Source organism: Sphingobacterium olei (assembly GCF_005048855.1).
Taxonomy (GTDB): domain Bacteria; phylum Bacteroidota; class Bacteroidia; order Sphingobacteriales; family Sphingobacteriaceae; genus Sphingobacterium; species Sphingobacterium olei.
The window spans coordinates 819,247-836,714 of sequence record NZ_SUME01000001.1 but is presented as its reverse complement, the minus strand read 5'-3'; the positions used below and the strand labels follow the sequence as shown (position 1 = coordinate 836,714).

Below are 17,468 nucleotides of genomic sequence, written 5' to 3'. Positions count from 1 at the left end.
AGCTCCATAACGAACATAGTAGCATTATTATCGCTAAACTTTTTTTTATCAGATGTATCATAATTCGGTATAGTTATTCAACAATTTCATTATTTTTTTGCTTCAAAATCTGCAAGTCTCGCTAGCATCTCGACACACGCCCCCTGATACAGGATTCCCGATTCAGGTCGTGGACCGTTCGCTTTAAAATCATTGTTAAGCAGATTTGTCTGCACATCTCTCGCTGGCGACATCCAGGCATGTTGCATTATTTTTCGATAGGCCTGTACGTACTTCTCATTATTATCTACATGGCACAATTCGATATAACCCCTCAACAAAATAGCATTGAACCATACATTGTTATCCGTCCACATCACGATTTCTTCACCAAGTGCGGCCGAATGATAGGGTTTGAACCAGCGTTTATAAGCTGATTCAGCCGTCTCTTGGGCATCTGTCAAGTATTGGTTGTCGCCCGTGATTTCGTATAATAATACAGCGGCCTGTACAGGTTGCCCCGCGTTATAGGTGAATTTCGTTTTGTCTATAATGACAGTTGAACCCGGATTGGACGGATCGGATAGTTTCATATTGTCCCAGTACAGCTTATCTTCGGGATCCTGAAGTCGATCTTTCACCCAATGGTAAAATTCTTTTGCCTTGTCCAGGTATACCTGTTCGTTGGTCGCCTGATAAAGTTTGGCTCCGAGTACGGCGGCAGGGGCAGTAGAACAGGTGTTCTTTCCTTTGTCACCTTCCTTCCAGTGCACACCCCCTCCCATCAGATCGTTTGTTCCGGACAGCACAAAATCCCAAACCAGTTTTGCACGCTCGAGATATTTGGTATCGTCGGTAAGCATGTACAGATCGACCATATCTAATCCAATCCATACATTATCGTCGTAGAAGCGTTCGTCGCCACCCCCGGGAAACACAGCATATCCCTCAGGGCCGCCCTGCCTCTGGTTTCGAAATTTATCTATCGACGTAAGCAGCCTATTGTCGTAGAGCGTTGCATACTTTGCCTTAAGCGCCGGGTCGTGCTCGCCCATACTTTTAAGTGCGGTATAACCCGAAAAAGCGGCCCCCTGACCCCATACCGTAGAAGCGCCATCCCAAAACGTATTTCGGCGCGGATAGTATTCGCCCCAGACATCCAGTGGCATGCCGTCCAGAAAATAGGTGATCAATGCATCCATCATCTGATCCGCAGCCGTCAGCAGCATATCGCCCTGTTGATCCTGTGTCACTTCTAGTTTCAAGTTAAAAGGCTGCTTTGCAACAGCGCTATTGATACCGGTACTCGCGTGCACCGTCCACTTGATGTCGACAGGGTTGCCTACCGTAGCACCCAGAGTCCTAGCCAGCGAATCCAGCGTCATCCGAGGCACAGTTAATACAGTCGCGGATCCCAATTTGTCAGGCCTGCGGCTCATGAGGGGCTGCGAGAAATCACCCGATACCTTGTCAAATACCACAGTATAGAAGGCCAATGTGCCATTCGAGACGGTGGCTTCCGACCATTTGAACTCAAGTCCGTCACTGTTCTCCGCTAGCGTTACCGTACTTCCGTCTACAGGAGCTCGCAATTCCACTTCCTGCACCCGACCCTCACCGAGCCCTCCCTTTTCTTCCTTTTCACAAGCCGAGAAGCACAAAGTAGATGCTACAGCCAGTATACATATAGATACTATATTTTTCATCTGTATAATTTTTTTGGTTACCACCCTGGATTTTCAACAAGATTTCTATTTTTATTCAGCTCGTCCTGTACAATATTCCACAGGTATTGTTTGTCTTTCCATTGACGCGTTTCAAAAACAGTGCGCTGATGGAAACCTGCCGACGTCGTTGCCTCGATATTCATACCGTAAAAATCGCCACCATCTGTTTGCGCAGCTATCTTCCACCGGTGTGTATCAAAGTAGCGTAAATTTTCAAAACAAAGTTCAACACGGCGCTCTTGCTGTATTGCCTGCCGCATGGCGTCCTTATCCCCCGGAACAGGCACCATACCATCTTCCGAACCGTACTGCGGGATTCCCGCTCTTTCGCGGATCATGTTCAGGTATTTTGTAATATCCGAATGCTCCGGATCATATTCGTTCAAAGCCTCTACATAATTCAGATAAATTTCTGCCAATCTGAGCTGTACTTCCAATCGCCCCTGGATACGGTCTGGCTCCAGTGTCGTACTTGGATGTACCAGCTTTCGCGCACCATATCCTGTCCTAGAATAATTTCGTCCATTATATAGACCACTATTTCCTCCGCTGTACATCTGTATGGTAACCGGCTGGTTATTACTTCCCCTGTCGTTATTTATCCATTTGCTGAGGTTGAAGGTGATGGCGACATAAAAGCGCGGTTCACGTCCCACATACATGTTTGAGGTACCAGGTGTATAATATTTCGTGTCTTGCGCCGTTGTACCTGTTTCGTTATATCCCGAAGCTGGATCAGTTATAGGCCGCCCATTAGACATGAAAAAGGCATCCACGAGTTGCTGTGTCGGTCCAAAGGCTGACCACCCCCCCACATTTCGGGGCGATCCCATTTTATCGGGGCCAAAATTATCCGATACACGAGCCATGATCACTTCCGAATTCCAATCCGTCAGATGCACGTTCTTCAGGGATTCATACGGCTTAATGACACCATCTGCATCCCGTTCGATATAAAGACTATACTGACCGAAATCGATCATATCTTTCGCAGCATCAGCTGCCAACTTCCACTTATTGTTATCGTATTGCTGGTTTACCAGTACCGTACCATCCAGATTCTTAAAGTCTGCATAATCGATATTCCCGTTAAATAGGGGGCTGGCAGCATACAATAATACACGTGATTTAAAGGCCAGCGCCATTCCACGGTTGATTCTTCCCCACTCCCGTGTATTCACGGGCGTTATCGGCAGATCAGGAATAGCAGTATTGATTTCATTGACCACATAATCAACGCATTCATCATATGTATTTCGCGGCAGGCTAATTTCCTCAATTGTCGCATCCGGTGCAAGTAGCTCTTCCGGCATAATAATTACCGGACCATATTGCATCATCAGATTGGCGTAGAAGTATGCGCGAAGAAAGCGTGCTTCTGCCTTCCATTTCGTCTTTTCAGCCTCCGGTACTTCCGGATTAGCGTCTACATTCTGAATAAAGAAGGTAGCCGAACGAATTCCCTGATAGTAATGGCCCCACCTATTAAAGGCGCTGGTATTGCGGTCCCAGTTACCGATATTGAGCTGAAAGGGTGCCATGTCGTTGTAAGTCACGTCGATATCGTCCGACAAGCTTTCGAAACTGTTGTCAAAGCGCCAGTCCATCTGTGCGCGAATCCGGTTGTATATATTCGCCAAATATTGCTCGGTTGTCGTACGACGTTTGAAAATATCCCCTATCTGCAGGCGGTCATCGGGTACCTGATCAAAGAAGTCCTTATCGCATGAACTGCATATCAGTATCAACAGCAGCCCTATATATGTTTTTATTTTTGTGTTCATAATTAACAGAATTAAAAAGTGATGTTCAGACCTAAGCTATACGTCTTAATATTTGGATACCGATCGCCTGCGCCACTCCCCAACTCGGGGTCAAACATTTTAAACGGACTAAATGTGAGTAGGTTGTAGCCAATAAAGTAGATACGTGCATTTTCCACGCCCCAGCCACTAAAAGAACCCTTCGGTATCGTATAACCAAAGTCCAGGGTCTTCATGCGTAAGAAGCGACCATTTTGAATCCAATGACTGCTTGGGGCTGTGTAGTTCTGGTTAATATCACCGTAAGAAAGACGGGGATAGAATGCATCCTGCCGTTGGTCGTCTTCTGTCCAGCGGTCGTGAATATTGTTAAACAAACTTCCACGGGCAGATCCAGCACGGAAAGGCATGAAAGTGGTCGAAAGGGAAAATTCAACACGGTCTACCCCTTGAAAGAATGCGCCTAAGGAGAATCCCTTGTAGGCTGCCGTAAGACCAAAGCCATATAAGATTTGGGGTACATGATCCAGTCCGATGGCGGTCTGGTCATTTGCATCAATCACCCCATCACCATTTAAATCCCTGAATTTTAAGTCTCCAGCCTGTATGACACCAGCCGTACGGGCCACCGTCGGATCTTCAATTTCTTCCTGTGTATAGAAGCCATCTGCAATATAGCCAAAGCGCTGAAAAAGACGATGTCCACGTTTTTCCATCCACGGATAAGGTTTAGCGGGTTCGTCGTTTTCGATCAGCTTGTTCGAGTTGTAGGTAAATGTACCTCGGAAGGTAGCGCCCCACTCACCCCATTGCTTACTGAAATTAGCGGTGATGTCGATACCTTTGTTTTCTGCGATTCCCAGGTTGCCCAGCGGGTTAGAACGTAGTCCTACCGAGGCCGGGACTGATGCGCGGGTCAGGAAAATATTTTCCCTACGACGCTTGAACACATCGACCATAAGCTCTAGCGCATTATCAAAAGTTTTTAATTCAAGGCCGATATTTGTGTTTTTTTCAGTCTCCCAGGTCACTGTAGAGGCGTAATCACCAATATCCAACCCACCAATGTTGTTGTCTCTATTTTGGCCATAGCTGTATCCGCCCGTGTTTGCCACCGTGGCGATATACGCAAATCGTCTCCCGCTGATATCACCACTACCCACTAAGCCATATGAAGCTCTGATTTTTAACAGTTGAATCACCTGATCCATATTGCCCCAGAATTTTTCATTTGAGGGTACCCATCCGATTGCATAAGATGGAAAGATACCATATCGGCTTTCGGGCGCAAAATTTTCTGAACCGTTATATCCGAAGCTCACTTCCGCGAGGTACTTATCTTGATAGGCATAGCTTCCCCGACCCACAATCCCACGGCTACGGTACGGAATTGATCCCATCAGATCGCCGGCCGTGGCACTGATCCGATCTGATTGATTATATAAAAATAGGCCGTTAACCGAGTGTCCACCAAAGTCGCGACTATAGTTAATGGCCGATTCGAGATAGAATTGCCGGCGGCCACCATTTTCCCGACTAAAATCAAGGTAATCTTTACCGGATCCACCATCTGTCCGTTCATAGACGAGTTCGCCATTATCATCGCGCGTCTGCGCATAGTACGTATAAGGTATTTTGGATCGATTTAATCTATTTGTATTCTGTGCATCAAAAGAATATAGGACACGAGCCGAAAGTCCTTCTGTCACAAAATCCAGTTTCTGTTTGACATGGATGTCCGACATCATCTGATTTTCGTACGTGGTCACGAAACCACGGTTTGTCAACAATCCGTAGGGATTGTATAGTCCACCTCCTGTAGAAACGAACGGTTCCGACCCATCTGGATACCGAACGGGATACAAAATCGGATAGAGGTTAAATACCGAAGAGAAGATGGCATTTGTTCCTGTACCGGGATAATTGCCATTCGAGATCCAACCTTTTATGCCGAGGTCTACCGTGGTCGTTTTCGTCGCATGTACCGTTAAAGCCGATGTAAAATTATACCGCTTAAAAGCAATCTCCGAATTGTATTGCGATAGACCATCAGTCTTAAACAGTCCTTTTTCATCGTAATATCCCGCAGACACATAATAGTTCATGCGTGGAGCGCCACCACGGATACTCAGGTTGGCCTTTCGGTTATTTCCAAACCTGTTAAATATCTCCTTAAACCAGTCCACATCCGGGTAGAGCATAGGGTCTTCCTGGGACAGCGTATTCCGTATCCGTTCTTCCGAATAGATCGGCGAATCGCCCCTTGTCACATTGGCTTCGTTGGCCATCTGCATGTACGTGACCCCATCTACCATATCGGGTACGCGGGTAAATTCGGTTATACCCTGGTAGTAATCTACGTCTATCCGCGGTTTTTCCAAGGGCAATCCTCTTTTCGTTGTGATCAAAATGACCCCGTTGGCACCACGCACACCATACACCGATGTCGAAGAAGCGTCTTTAAGAATATTAAAAGACTCGATATCATTTGGATCGATGTTGCTAAAACTTCGTTCCACTCCATCCACGAGTACGAGCGGACTGGAGTTATTCAAGGTGTTGAAACCCCGGATCCAAAGCTGGGCACCGTCAAGACCAGGCTCCGCACTACGTTGCATACCGACTACCCCGGAGACGCGACCTGCCAGCACGGTACTGATATTTGCTACAGGCTGTTTTAACTCGGTTACATTAAGATTAGACTGGGCACCTAAAGTCTGGATCTTCTTTTGTGTACCATATCCCACCACCACTACTTCTTCTAGGTCATCAGCAGCTTCTTCGAGCTGTACCTCTACACGGGTCTTATTTTGTAAAGTTTGCTCGATTTCTTTGAATCCCACAAATGTAAATCGCACCGTTTTGGCCTCTTCTGGAATACGAAATTCATATTCCCCATTGCGGTCTGTCTGTGTAGATACGTTAAAATCGACGATTGAAACTGTTACACCCACGAGCGGGGTACCATCGGGTCCTGTCACCTTTCCCGTCAGCGTACGCTGTTGCAGCCCGGTGCCGCTAACGGGTGATTTCACAATAAAAAGATGATTTGCACCCATAGGGGTCGGATATGCGCCTACAGCCGATAGCAGCAGCATAGCGCATAAGGGTGTACGCAACTGTAAGCCCCATTTAATCCTTCGAATTTTATTAAATTCTTTCTTGTTCATTGGTTATAGTTTATTCGTTAATTGGTAAAAAATATTGATTCGTACCGCAGAAGACGACCTTAGGTTGCCTATCTACGTATCATCGGGAAATGATTATCGGTATACGAGCATAATTCTGATTTAGTTTATAAAGGTTTAATACATGTATTACATAGGCTCAATCACAGCAGCAAAGCCTCCGCTTTTAGCCATTTTTATTTCCATTACGGAGTCAGCTGTCACTTCAGACATCTTTTTTCTATAGTCCATCGCCTGTTCTACCGCATTGATACCATCTTCGAAATGCGTCATTTTAAATGATTTGCCGGAGGCCAAAAACGATAGTTTGACCTGAAAATTTCGCCAGTCAACTTTACTGTTTGTCATTCCGCCGATGTACCATTTATCCCCTTTACGCTTGGCCACGATGACATGCTCGCCCACCTTAGCATCTAGGGCAACCGTTTCATCCCAGGTGGTAGGCACCTTGGTGATAAATTCAGTACACTCCTCGTTCTTATAGTACTGCGTGGGGTTATCCGCTAACATTTGCAGTCCACTTTCGAAAATAACAAAGAGGCTCATCTGGTAGGCACGTGTACCAATGCTCGCTGAATTCGGACGCTCGCTTCTATAGACATTGGGTTGCATACTGATCATGGCACCAGGCGTGTAATCCATGGGACCTACGGCGTTACGTATGAAGGGAAGGTATACGCTATTATCCGGGTAACAACCACCCATCTGCTCCATTCCGCGAACACCCTCATACGAGATCACATTTGGATATTTATATTCCAGTCCGGCCGGTTTAAAAGAGCCGTGGAAATCTACAAGAAGATTATGTTTCGCAGCTTCTCGGGCAATACGTTCGTAATAGTTGACCATCCACTGGTCGCTCCTATCCATGAAATCGATCTTTACTCCCTTTACGCCCCAGGATGCGAATTTTTCGAAAAGGTCTATATTTTTTTCTACCGTTAACCAGGTTAACCAAAGAAATACACCTACATTCCGCTCCTTACCGTATCTGATAATCTCATGTACATCTACTTCGGGATTGGGGGTATATGGGTCTCTGGTACTCTTCGCCCAACCTTCGTCCATAATAATGTAGTTCATGTCAAATTTATTGGCGAAATCGATAAAGTACTTATAGGTGTCCAAGTTATATCCCGATACAAAATTCACATCCGGACCGTATGGTTTTGCCCCGTTCCACCACTCCCAACTTGCTTGACCCGGTGTTATCCAAGTGGCGTCGTCGATGATATTCTTGGATGCCAATCGATAGGTCATCGTATTGGTGAGGATATCCGTATCCACTTTCGAGACCATAAAATATCGCCACGGAAAGCTCCGTTTTCCAGCCGTTCTCGCAATATAATCTGCTTCTTCTAAAATTTTTACGCTGCGGTCTCCATCATCTCCAAAACGAAGCGGTACCTTAGGAAAGGTCGAAGTGATCCCGTTTTGACCATTTCCCTTAATAAACATACAGGGATAATCCGACAGATCCGATTCAGAAAGCAGTATCTTATATGGCTTTTTTGTGTCGATCAATACAGGTAGGACGGCCATTTTATCCGCAGGTTTCCATTCAGAACTATTTATATGGGTATATATTTCTTCGTATGCAGTTTTAAATCCTCCTGGTTGTTGTGCATGTAAAAGGTAATCAGCGGGAAAATTGATCCCGAAATCTTCCGAAATTACATTGATGCTGTCTTTCATTTCAGTCATGATCCGGTAAGCTATACCGTCGTCGTACGCACGAAATTCCACGCCATATTGACCTTTAAAACGAAGTATCAGCTGGTTGTACGCGTTATCTATAGTCGAAAATTTTAATGGTACCACTGGTTTGAGCTGCTCGTTAACATGATTTTCCTTTTTACCCGCTAGTTTAGGCTGTTCACCTAGGTTCGCATTATCAAGTTGTAGCCCTAGAGAGTTGTTGCGTAAGAGGGTATCATTTTTACATAAAACGGAATAATAGATTTTGTCAGACAGAACGATCTCAGTGGCCATGTCACCATTCGGTGAGACCAGTTTAATTTTGTTCTGCGCATTTACTGTCGATAACGTCGCAGCAAGTAGGAAAGCTCCAGCAATCTTCTTCATGAAGTAATAATATTTTTAAGTTTAACATTCTGTATGCAACCATGTCCGGGTGCATTTTCGCTACCAGTGTGTATCGAGATGGCCTTGAATTTTGTTCACGCTATTGTACGTGAAAACCCGAACCGGCTATAGATAACATTATCACTGCAGATTTATAATGCAACAAATTTAGTTGCTATCCCTAACGAAGTATTTGCGTAGTGCGCCAAAAGGGTACACTTATCGACCAGTTGTAAATTAGTGTACCCTTTTGGCGAATTATGATACTGTTGATCCGGTATTGTGCTATTACCACGATCATAGAAAGTTGTATATTAGCAGAGTGCAAACACCCCGTGGTTATATTTCAGTTATATTTTCACGGATAAACCTTTTACACTTATAAATAATTACAGGTCATTATAATGAAGATTATTGGTCATCTAAGATACTATTTGGTTTTAGTTCTCCTATCAACAGAATTGATAACGGTCACCGCACAACAACAGCAGCATAGACCCAATATCTATTTGCCTAATAATGCCGTATTATACGCCTATCAAGACCATTACGGATATATGTGGTTTGGCACCTATGATGGACTATCTTTCTATAATGGTACGGAGACCATTACCTACCGTCATGAACCATCAAATCCACTCTCCTTATGTAGCAATATCGTTTACAAGGTCACTGCGGCCGGTGATGACCACCTCTGGATCTCCACTACCATGGGATTGAACAAGCTATCGCTCATCACCCGTAAGATTGTTGCTTCCTACCCTTCCCTCCCAAAACTAGTGAATATTGAATCCGACGCCAATGGTGATTCTTGGATGATCCCCGGAGACCAAATACTATTGCACTATAAGTCGTCCCCACATCTAAACGATGTCGTGATAGATAGCATCCAGCTTTCAAACAAAGACCTTGGTCTACTGAATATCAATAAGTTATTCATTGTAGATTCAGCATTATTGATATTAAAAAATGATGGACATCTGCTTTCTAAGAATATAGCGGAAATCCGTGGTCAGAAGAAAATTAACGGTCAGGAAGTACGCATCCACGATCACCGGATAATGAAAGCCTGTCTCTCGGGCAACGACCTATATTTTATTGATCGGCAATTTGATATCTTTCAGTACGATCTACTCACCTCCCGTAAACGTCATCTAGCGAATATCAGATCGATGATCGAAGAGGATTACGGATTTATCGCACAGATTGAATATTACGATAGAGCGGTATACGTGGCGTTGAATAATTCGGGTGTGCTGAAAGTTAGCCACGGTAATGGAGATGAGACCGAATGGGTGCGCCCGGGGGTTTCGGTATTCTGCCTGCTCCGCGATCGGTATCAGGATTTGTTGTGGATCGGCACCGACGGGCAAGGCGTACAGCAGCACAGCGCATCACCCCCACTATTTGGACAACTCAACCTGTCTATTCCCAACATCACGAACAAGCCTGTTAGAGCAATACTTACCGATTCACTGGGGAATTTATGGATCGGCACCAATGGCGATGGTTTGCTTCAATTCCAATATAATAGTTCGGGCAACAGTGTTACCATCTCTACACAACCTACGGGCCGGTTTAGCAAAACCGAAGGACTATCCTCGGGACAAATTTTCGGTTTAGCAAAAAGCAGATACCATAATATTTTCTGGATTGGTACGGAAAAAGGCCTGTTTTATTATAATTACACCGACCGTAAAATTCGACAGGCACGGGATCCCGAGGGAAAGCCTTTGTTGGAGAGCATACACACCATATTGGAGGCGGATCCGGGGAAACTTTGGCTCACCTCGACCCGGTTTGGACTGATCGAGGTCGATATCGCGACCGAGGGGGAACACATTCTGGTTCGTTCTGTAAGAAATCATTTAATGCGAGGTACCAATTTCGCGGGTAATGAAACACAAGCAATGCTTTTTGGAGATCCTTCCCAATTAATAGTCGGATTAAGGGGCGGACAAGGTGTCGCTGCATTTGATACCGCCCGACAAAGCTATCGCTTCCTTCCGGTCAAAAACCCCACCAATGGCCTCAATATTACCGATGTGCTGACTATGTGGCACGACCACCAATACGCTTATTATCTGGGATCTACTTCCGGGATGACGACATTTAATCTACGGCAGTCGGGCATTAGCGATGTTAAGCATTATGACAAGAAAGACGGACTCGTAAATGATATGATCCATGGAATTCTTGGTGATGAAATGGGGTATCTCTGGTTAAGCTCCAGCCGGGGCCTGATTAAGTATAACCCGCACAACGAGGTATTTCATAACTATGTACCACCTAACCTGGAGATTAACGAGTTTTCGGATGATGCTTATTGGAAATGTCCCCATACCGGTACCTTGTACTTTGGCGCCGTAAACGGATTTATGTGGGTAAACCCGAGTCAGCTGCTGCAGCAAGAATATGCACATCCCAGTAAGTTTCAGTTTTTTGACATCAAGGTCAAAGGAGAAAGTTTTCCGCTGTCTGCCTTTGCAAGAAAAAAGGGCGACGGGATCCAGATCCCTGTATCTATCCCTTCGTTCAGTCTTTCTTTTACTGTACTTGATTACTTGAACAAAGATTATGCATACAGTTATAAATTAGATAATTATCATGACGAATGGATCGCTATATCCAATACAAACCAAATAGATTTTAACAATCTGCCATCTGGCAAGTACACCTTGAAAGTTCGTTATAAAAATGATGTCACCCCGGGTAGCGAACGAACCGAAAGCCTTTACATCGTCAAGCTACCCCCTTGGTATTTATCTAATGGCGCCATTATATTTTATATGCTGATCCTAGGCATGGCATGTTTGTATATTTATAGGCAATCCAAGCGTATTACGCGACGAAAACAAGCAGAAGCCCAACGGGAGATGGAGAAAAACCAACGTAAAGAGCTTTTAGAATCCAAGTTAGCCTTTTTTACGAACATGACGCACGAATTTTATACCCCTCTCACCCTTATCAAGGGAATTTGTGAGGTTCTTAAAGGGGGCAGCGTACAATCTGAATCCGAATATCAAGAACACCTGAACACCTTGACCTCAAATACGGTTGCATTGGAGGGATTAATCCGTGAGCTATTAGCTATTCACGATCCCGAGAAAGCAACTCCCGCCTATCACATCCAAAAAGATGTACAGCTCACCCCTTTAACAATGCAGTACCTCAAATCATTCAGGTTAATCGCCGCGAAATCAGGGATCAATTTTGTTGAAGCTATCGAATCGGATATCATTTGGAATACGGATACAGCTTTTTTTCAGCGGATATTAAACAATTTGGTATCCAACGCCTTTAAATATGTCAATGAGAAGGGCACTGTACGGGTATATCTCGGTCAGCAAGCTTCTAATTTAGCGCTTACCGTTTATAATAGCGGAAAGGGAATCGAAGCATCTGATTTGTCACGCATATTTGAACCATATCACATCCTGGAGAACGATGACACCAACGGATATATGCAGTTAACAGGACGTACCGGCCTCGGACTTTCCATTTGTCGCTCGATGGTGGAGTTATTAGAGGGTACATTGACCGTGGAAAGTGAAGTGAATCAATATACCCAATTTCACGTTATGCTACCTCATCTTGTTGTAGCAGATCCAGAAGAACCGACAATGCCAGCTACAGCGCTCCCGTCAAGGCCTGTGCGATTAGCATCTACTCGTCCCACGATATTGCTCGTTGACGATAATGCGGATATTTTAGGTATGGTTACACGGTATTTAGATACAGACTTCACTATTCTTACGGCCAACAGCGCCCTACGCGCTTTGGAAATAATAGCTTCAGAAAGTGTCTCATTAATCATTACGGATGTGATGATGCCCGGAAAAGACGGTATCGAGCTTATTGAAGAGATAAGAAAGGTAAAATCATATAAGCATATTCCAATCATTGTATTATCGGCTAAAACAACGGAAAAGCAACAGGAAGCTGGAATACAGTCCGGTGCCGATATTTACCTAACCAAGCCATTTTCACTTTCCCTTTTACGTTCCCATATCGAGCGACTTGTTTCAAAGAGCGAGGTGATGCGCGACTATTATCATTCTCCGGAGAGCGCATATGAAACAACCATGAAAAACATTGTACATCGGGACGATAAAAAACTCATATCTACCCTTGTTGGTATCATCGATGTCCATATCGAAAATCCTGCGTTAAGTCCGGCCTTCATTGCCGAGCAGCTGCATACAAGTCCGCGAAGCCTCTACCGTAAGGTAAAACAGATCACTTCATTATCGCTGATGGATTTTATAAAGGACTACAGATTTTTGACGGCAGAACGGCTGCTGGTTTCGACCAATCTATCTGTTCAGGAGATTATGTACAAGAGCGGCATGTCAAACAAATCCTATTTCTACCGCGAATTTGTAAAACGTAACAACGTCACGCCAAAGGAATACCGTAAATTGTCATAGTGTTAAAAAAACCCTCATCAATCGGGAGATCGTGAGGGTTCTATTATCTATCCTTGTGATTTGACCAAATCACAAAACCTAACCTATGGCGTTAAGTAAGAATAACTTAACGACTTAATTTAGGATAAAAATAATAATTCTTTTTTTTATTTCAAAAATCTGTTATATTTTTTTTGTGTACGTTATTTGGCCGTTCAATTATTTTATCTAAGTTTGGCCTTTGTTGATACGTACGTTCTAACGAATTATGCTAAAAGCGATTAAAAACTTAATTTATTCAACGATTAGTAGCGGTGGTAGACTTTTGGCTGGCATAAGTTTTATAATACCTTTTGTCGAACCGTATACCAACTCCATTGAAAAAATCAGATAAAACGAAAAGAAAGATGAAGAAAATACCATTGCACTGGCAGATTTTGATAGGCATCACAGCAGGTATCTCAGTCGGATTGTTATGCACTCAATTTGCAGGCGGACGGGAGTTTGCTATCGATTGGATCAAGCCTTTTGGTACTATTTTTATCAACCTGTTGAAATTGATAGCTATTCCGTTAATCATTGTTTCCTTAATCAAAGGTGTTTCCGATTTAAAAGATGTCACGCAGCTCTCAGCTTTAGGCGTTCGTACATTTGGACTTTACATCTTGACCACCGTTATCGCCGTCAGCTTAGGGCTGGCGCTCGTGAACTTTATACAGCCGGGCAACTTTATTATGGAAAATACCAGGCAAGATATGCTGCAGTCGTTTGCTGGCGAGATGCAGTATAAGATCGACGAGGCTACTGAAATTAAGGAAACCAGGGGACCTTTACAAGTATTGGTCGATATCGTTCCAGACAATATCTTTCATGCGGCGACAGCAAACAGCAATATGCTTCAAATCATCTTTTTCAGCCTTTTAGTCGGTATCGCTATGATTATGCTGCCTTTCGGCCAAATCGAGTCCTTCAAAAATGTACTGGATGCCGGGAATGCTATTGTCTTAAAGATTGTCGACATCATGATGATATTTGCTCCTTACGGTGTGTTCGCACTTCTTGCTGCCCTTGTAGCGGAGGCCCCTTCTATCGACGTATTTAAAGCATTAGGGATGTACGCTTTTACAGTTGTACTAGGTCTCGTCATACTTGTTTATGGTGTGTACTCCCTATTCATATATTTCTTCGGAAAGATGAATCCGTTTCATTTCTTCAAAGCTATTCTGCCCGCACAGTTACTCGGTTTTTCAACCAGCTCTAGTGCAGCTACGCTGCCCGTTACGATGGAATGTGCAGAAGAGAACCTTGGTATACGGAAAGAGGTATTAAGTTTTGTACTTCCTATCGGTGCAACGATCAACATGGATGGCACCTGTCTATACCAGGGCGTTGCGGCTATTTTCATTGCTCAGGTTATGGGCTACGATCTTACCATGGCGCAGCAACTTAGCGTGATCGCCACGGCAACACTTGCCTCTATAGGTGCTGCAGCCGTCCCTGGAGCAGGGATTTTAATGTTGGTAATCGTATTAGAATCGATCGGTGTAAGTCCAGCCGGAATAGCCCTGATATTCGCGGTCGATAGGCCGCTGGATATGTTGAGAACAGCGGTCAATGTATCCGGAGATGCGATGGTCGCAACGATAATAAATAGGGTTGGAATGAAAAAGAGCAATCCCCCACAAGAGACAGCGTAAAGTAGATTTTCTGCAGAGCACTTACAAACCAAAATTTTCTGGTTCGTCCGACTGCTGCGCAATTTCTTCCACGTATTCCGCCTGCAAAGCGAGTGGTATTATCTGTTTCGATTCACCCTGCATAACCGGCCACCACTTTGCATATAACGTTTCGGCTATCTCCAGACTATGACCAGCTGCTACTGCCGGATACGTTTCGTGACCCTCTGTCCATGACTTTTCCCATGAGGAGAGTGCGTCAAAGAACGCATTCGCATTATTTGCAGGTCGACCGTACGACTTACGCAGTTTTCGCTCATGGTAGCGTTTGTTTTCATCGGCGGGCTGCTGTAAAAGATAATCGATAAACATCTGCCAACGTGGTAAGTAAAAACCTTTGATTAAGCCAGACCACTGCCTGTTGGAATAATCAAAAAACAGAGCGTTGGGTGTTACCGGCCCCCACACCGTTACAAGCGTTCGTGCAGCTTGTTCATAGCGGTTTTGCTCCTCCTCGTAATTTCCCCACTTGCGGGCATCGCTAAGCCATTTGCCCAACAAAAATTCCTCCCGTGTTGCCAAAAGATCATCCAGATCTTCCATCAGTTCAATAAATTGTCCACCAGCCCTACGCAGGGCGTTTAGGTCTTTATTTTTATACGCGATATTAATCTCTTGATGTAACAGCAAAGATAAATCCACCAGACATTGGCGGGCAATATCCACCACATCATATTGGAAAGTAGCCTTCTCTCCGAGTTCACTTGCTGCGTTGTGCATTTCGTTCCAAGCCGTCCACAGGTCGATTAACGGATAGTCTCTCACCATATCTCCGTTCATGGATACGCTGGGCATGGACAATGCCGGACGCGCGCATATAGGAGATTCCATGGAGATAATTTTCACCTTCTTTTGCTGATAGACCGTCGCCAGCAATATTTCCCAGGCACGTGCAGCAGCCGTAGGCAGACTGCCGTAGCGCGACTTGGCATATTGCTTAGTCCAAGTCGACGGGTCCTGCACTTCCTGATGCCAAGCAATCTCCGTGGCTGCCTGGTAAATGATGGGATTATGCTCGATTGCTTCCGGAAAGATCCCAAGCCCCTGCACGTTTTGGGCAGCAGGTAAACGCTTCAAATGCAATGGGTGACTCAGGAAATGCGTCATATTTCCACCCATATAATTTCGTCCCCCAAAATTATGCATCATACCGACCACCCATGGCCTGCCCCAGTAGCTCTCGTGTTTTTTCCAGTTTGTCCCTGTCAGCGCCATCATCAGCGTCCGATCCTTGGGGACAGCCCGCAGCAAGCCCTGTCTAAGCGACCAAGTCTGTATAACGAGCACAGCTTCTGGGTCGATATCGTTAATCGCAGAAAATATAGCTCTACCCGCTTGCTCCAGATATCCTTCGGTTTTGATGGGCGGTTGGCTCTCGTGAAATGGATCAACCGAATAATAATGATCCGTGCCGAAAAGTTTGTGTTGTTCTTCGACGAATATTTCTGCTATCTCACTAAACAACGGATCCAACGGATCTATTTGCGCCGTTTCAAATGTAGATATCCAGTCGGTTTTATAGACTTTAGCGTCCGGATAAAACTTGGCAAGTGCGGTAGGCACGTAGCCGCTGAACCCCTTAAGGATCGTTTTCATGCCCAGTGCGCGCTCCCTTTCGATAATTTTCTGCCCCAATACCAAGTGCCTATCTATCCAATCTTGCGAGAGCGGGCCCATCCAGCCTTCCAGGTTATCCATCCACTGCCAAGCGAAGTAGGTTGGGCCGACTAGAAAATTTCGGATCGAATTATCATCCATTCCCAAACGTCGCAGCGTATTCTGCCATACAGCTTCTAGACCTGTTATAGCGAGTGGCATATTAATGCCGTGCAGCGCCATCCAATCTATTTCACGTTCCCAGCGCTCCCAATCCCACCACGGCATCGAATAACTAAATGTGCAATAATTAAGATACGCGCGGATGTCAAATTCGGTGCGTTGCGCAATTGGATGAAAATCGGTCGGTAAAAGATCCGGGAGATCCAGTTGGTCACTGTTCCAGGATATATGGCAATTACAGACATATTTCAGGTACCAGTGCAATGCAGACGCAACCGCTACAGGCGTATTTCCTTTAAGAACAACCTTTTGGTCTCTTGGAAAAATCTCAAAAAAATCATCTGCATTTCCGTCGTCGGTACGCGCAATGACGACATTAAACTGTTCATATCGATTTGGTAGTATTCTTTTTATTAATGCTTCGGCAGCGTGTTGAAAGTCATTATCTTTTAAAATCTTCATTAACTTGTTGACATAAGGGGTGAAAATATGTTCAGTTGGCAGAAAGCAGGCAGATGTACACACTAATTGCGCTCAAACCATTGTGGATACTTGTTAAAACAGCCGCATACGCTGTTTTGTTTTGAATCATACGCATGCGAAGTTAATAAAAAACGAGCTATCCGAAAAAACTTGTTCTCCAGACAACGCTATGTGCCGCGTAATTATAATTGCATATAAAAGCAATATTAAGCCCGCTAGCTTCCAAAAAAGAGGTCACCTTTTTCGTGATAAACGCCCGTATCCTCCATAAGGAGATAAAGAGGCCTTTCTGCGAAACTATGAGCTTGTACCACTGCTG

7 protein-coding genes are annotated in these 17,468 nt (G+C 44.7%); 2 read left to right on the top strand and 5 right to left on the bottom strand.

The genetic code is table 11. The features are described from left to right. Window positions 1-89: 89 nt before the first annotated feature. The 4 genes from FAZ15_RS03550 to FAZ15_RS03535 all read right to left on the bottom strand — a co-directional run bounded on the left by FAZ15_RS03550 (window position 90) and on the right by FAZ15_RS03535 (window position 8,742). On the bottom strand, window positions 90-1,685 hold the full coding sequence (locus FAZ15_RS03550; RefSeq protein ID WP_136899911.1) for a glycoside hydrolase family 76 protein: 1,596 nt from the start codon (window positions 1,683-1,685) through the stop codon (window positions 90-92). A 17-nt stretch (window positions 1,686-1,702) separates the two neighbouring features. After that, window positions 1,703-3,490 (bottom strand): RagB/SusD family nutrient uptake outer membrane protein, encoded by a 1,788-nt coding sequence (locus FAZ15_RS03545; RefSeq protein ID WP_136899910.1) that lies wholly within the window; start codon window positions 3,488-3,490, stop codon window positions 1,703-1,705. Window positions 3,491-3,501: 11 nt separating this feature from the next. After that, on the bottom strand, window positions 3,502-6,639 hold the full coding sequence (locus FAZ15_RS03540) for a SusC/RagA family TonB-linked outer membrane protein (RefSeq protein ID WP_136899909.1): 3,138 nt from the start codon (window positions 6,637-6,639) through the stop codon (window positions 3,502-3,504). A gap of 147 nt (window positions 6,640-6,786) precedes the next feature. Next, window positions 6,787-8,742: a glycoside hydrolase family 97 protein gene (locus tag FAZ15_RS03535; protein ID WP_136899908.1), complete on the bottom strand. Its 1,956-nt coding sequence runs from the start codon at window positions 8,740-8,742 to the stop codon at window positions 6,787-6,789. A gap of 404 nt (window positions 8,743-9,146) precedes the next feature. Here FAZ15_RS03535 and FAZ15_RS03530 point away from each other — a divergent pair, with 404 nt between their 5' ends. Both FAZ15_RS03530 and FAZ15_RS03525 read left to right on the top strand, forming a co-directional pair. Next, window positions 9,147-13,172: a hybrid sensor histidine kinase/response regulator transcription factor gene (locus FAZ15_RS03530; protein WP_136899907.1), complete on the top strand. Its 4,026-nt coding sequence runs from the start codon at window positions 9,147-9,149 to the stop codon at window positions 13,170-13,172. Between the two features lie 386 nt (window positions 13,173-13,558). Continuing rightward, entirely contained in the window at window positions 13,559-14,848 is a 1,290-nt protein-coding gene (locus FAZ15_RS03525; protein ID WP_136899906.1) for a dicarboxylate/amino acid:cation symporter, read from the top strand. Between the two features lie 21 nt (window positions 14,849-14,869). On the opposite strand, the gene FAZ15_RS03520 is transcribed toward FAZ15_RS03525, so the two are convergent. After that, the gene (locus tag FAZ15_RS03520) at window positions 14,870-17,128 is read right to left on the bottom strand and encodes an alpha-N-acetylglucosaminidase (RefSeq protein ID WP_136899905.1); all 2,259 of its coding nucleotides are present in this window, start codon (window positions 17,126-17,128) and stop codon (window positions 14,870-14,872) included. Between the last annotated feature and the right edge of the window lie 340 nt (window positions 17,129-17,468).

What these genes read in the sequence shown, in the direction of transcription:
- FAZ15_RS03540 (WP_136899909.1), bottom strand. Translation starts at nt 6,639, where the DNA reads ATGAACAAGAAAGAATTTAATAAAATTCGAAGGATTAAATGGGGCTTA.
- FAZ15_RS03525 (WP_136899906.1), top strand. Translation starts at nt 13,559, where the DNA reads ATGAAGAAAATACCATTGCACTGGCAGATTTTGATAGGCATCACAGCA.
- FAZ15_RS03535 (WP_136899908.1), bottom strand. Translation starts at nt 8,742, where the DNA reads ATGAAGAAGATTGCTGGAGCTTTCCTACTTGCTGCGACGTTATCGACA.
- FAZ15_RS03520 (WP_136899905.1), bottom strand. Translation starts at nt 17,128, where the DNA reads ATGAAGATTTTAAAAGATAATGACTTTCAACACGCTGCCGAAGCATTA.
- FAZ15_RS03530 (WP_136899907.1), top strand. Translation starts at nt 9,147, where the DNA reads ATGAAGATTATTGGTCATCTAAGATACTATTTGGTTTTAGTTCTCCTA.
- FAZ15_RS03550 (WP_136899911.1), bottom strand. Translation starts at nt 1,685, where the DNA reads ATGAAAAATATAGTATCTATATGTATACTGGCTGTAGCATCTACTTTG.
- FAZ15_RS03545 (WP_136899910.1), bottom strand. Translation starts at nt 3,490, where the DNA reads ATGAACACAAAAATAAAAACATATATAGGGCTGCTGTTGATACTGATA.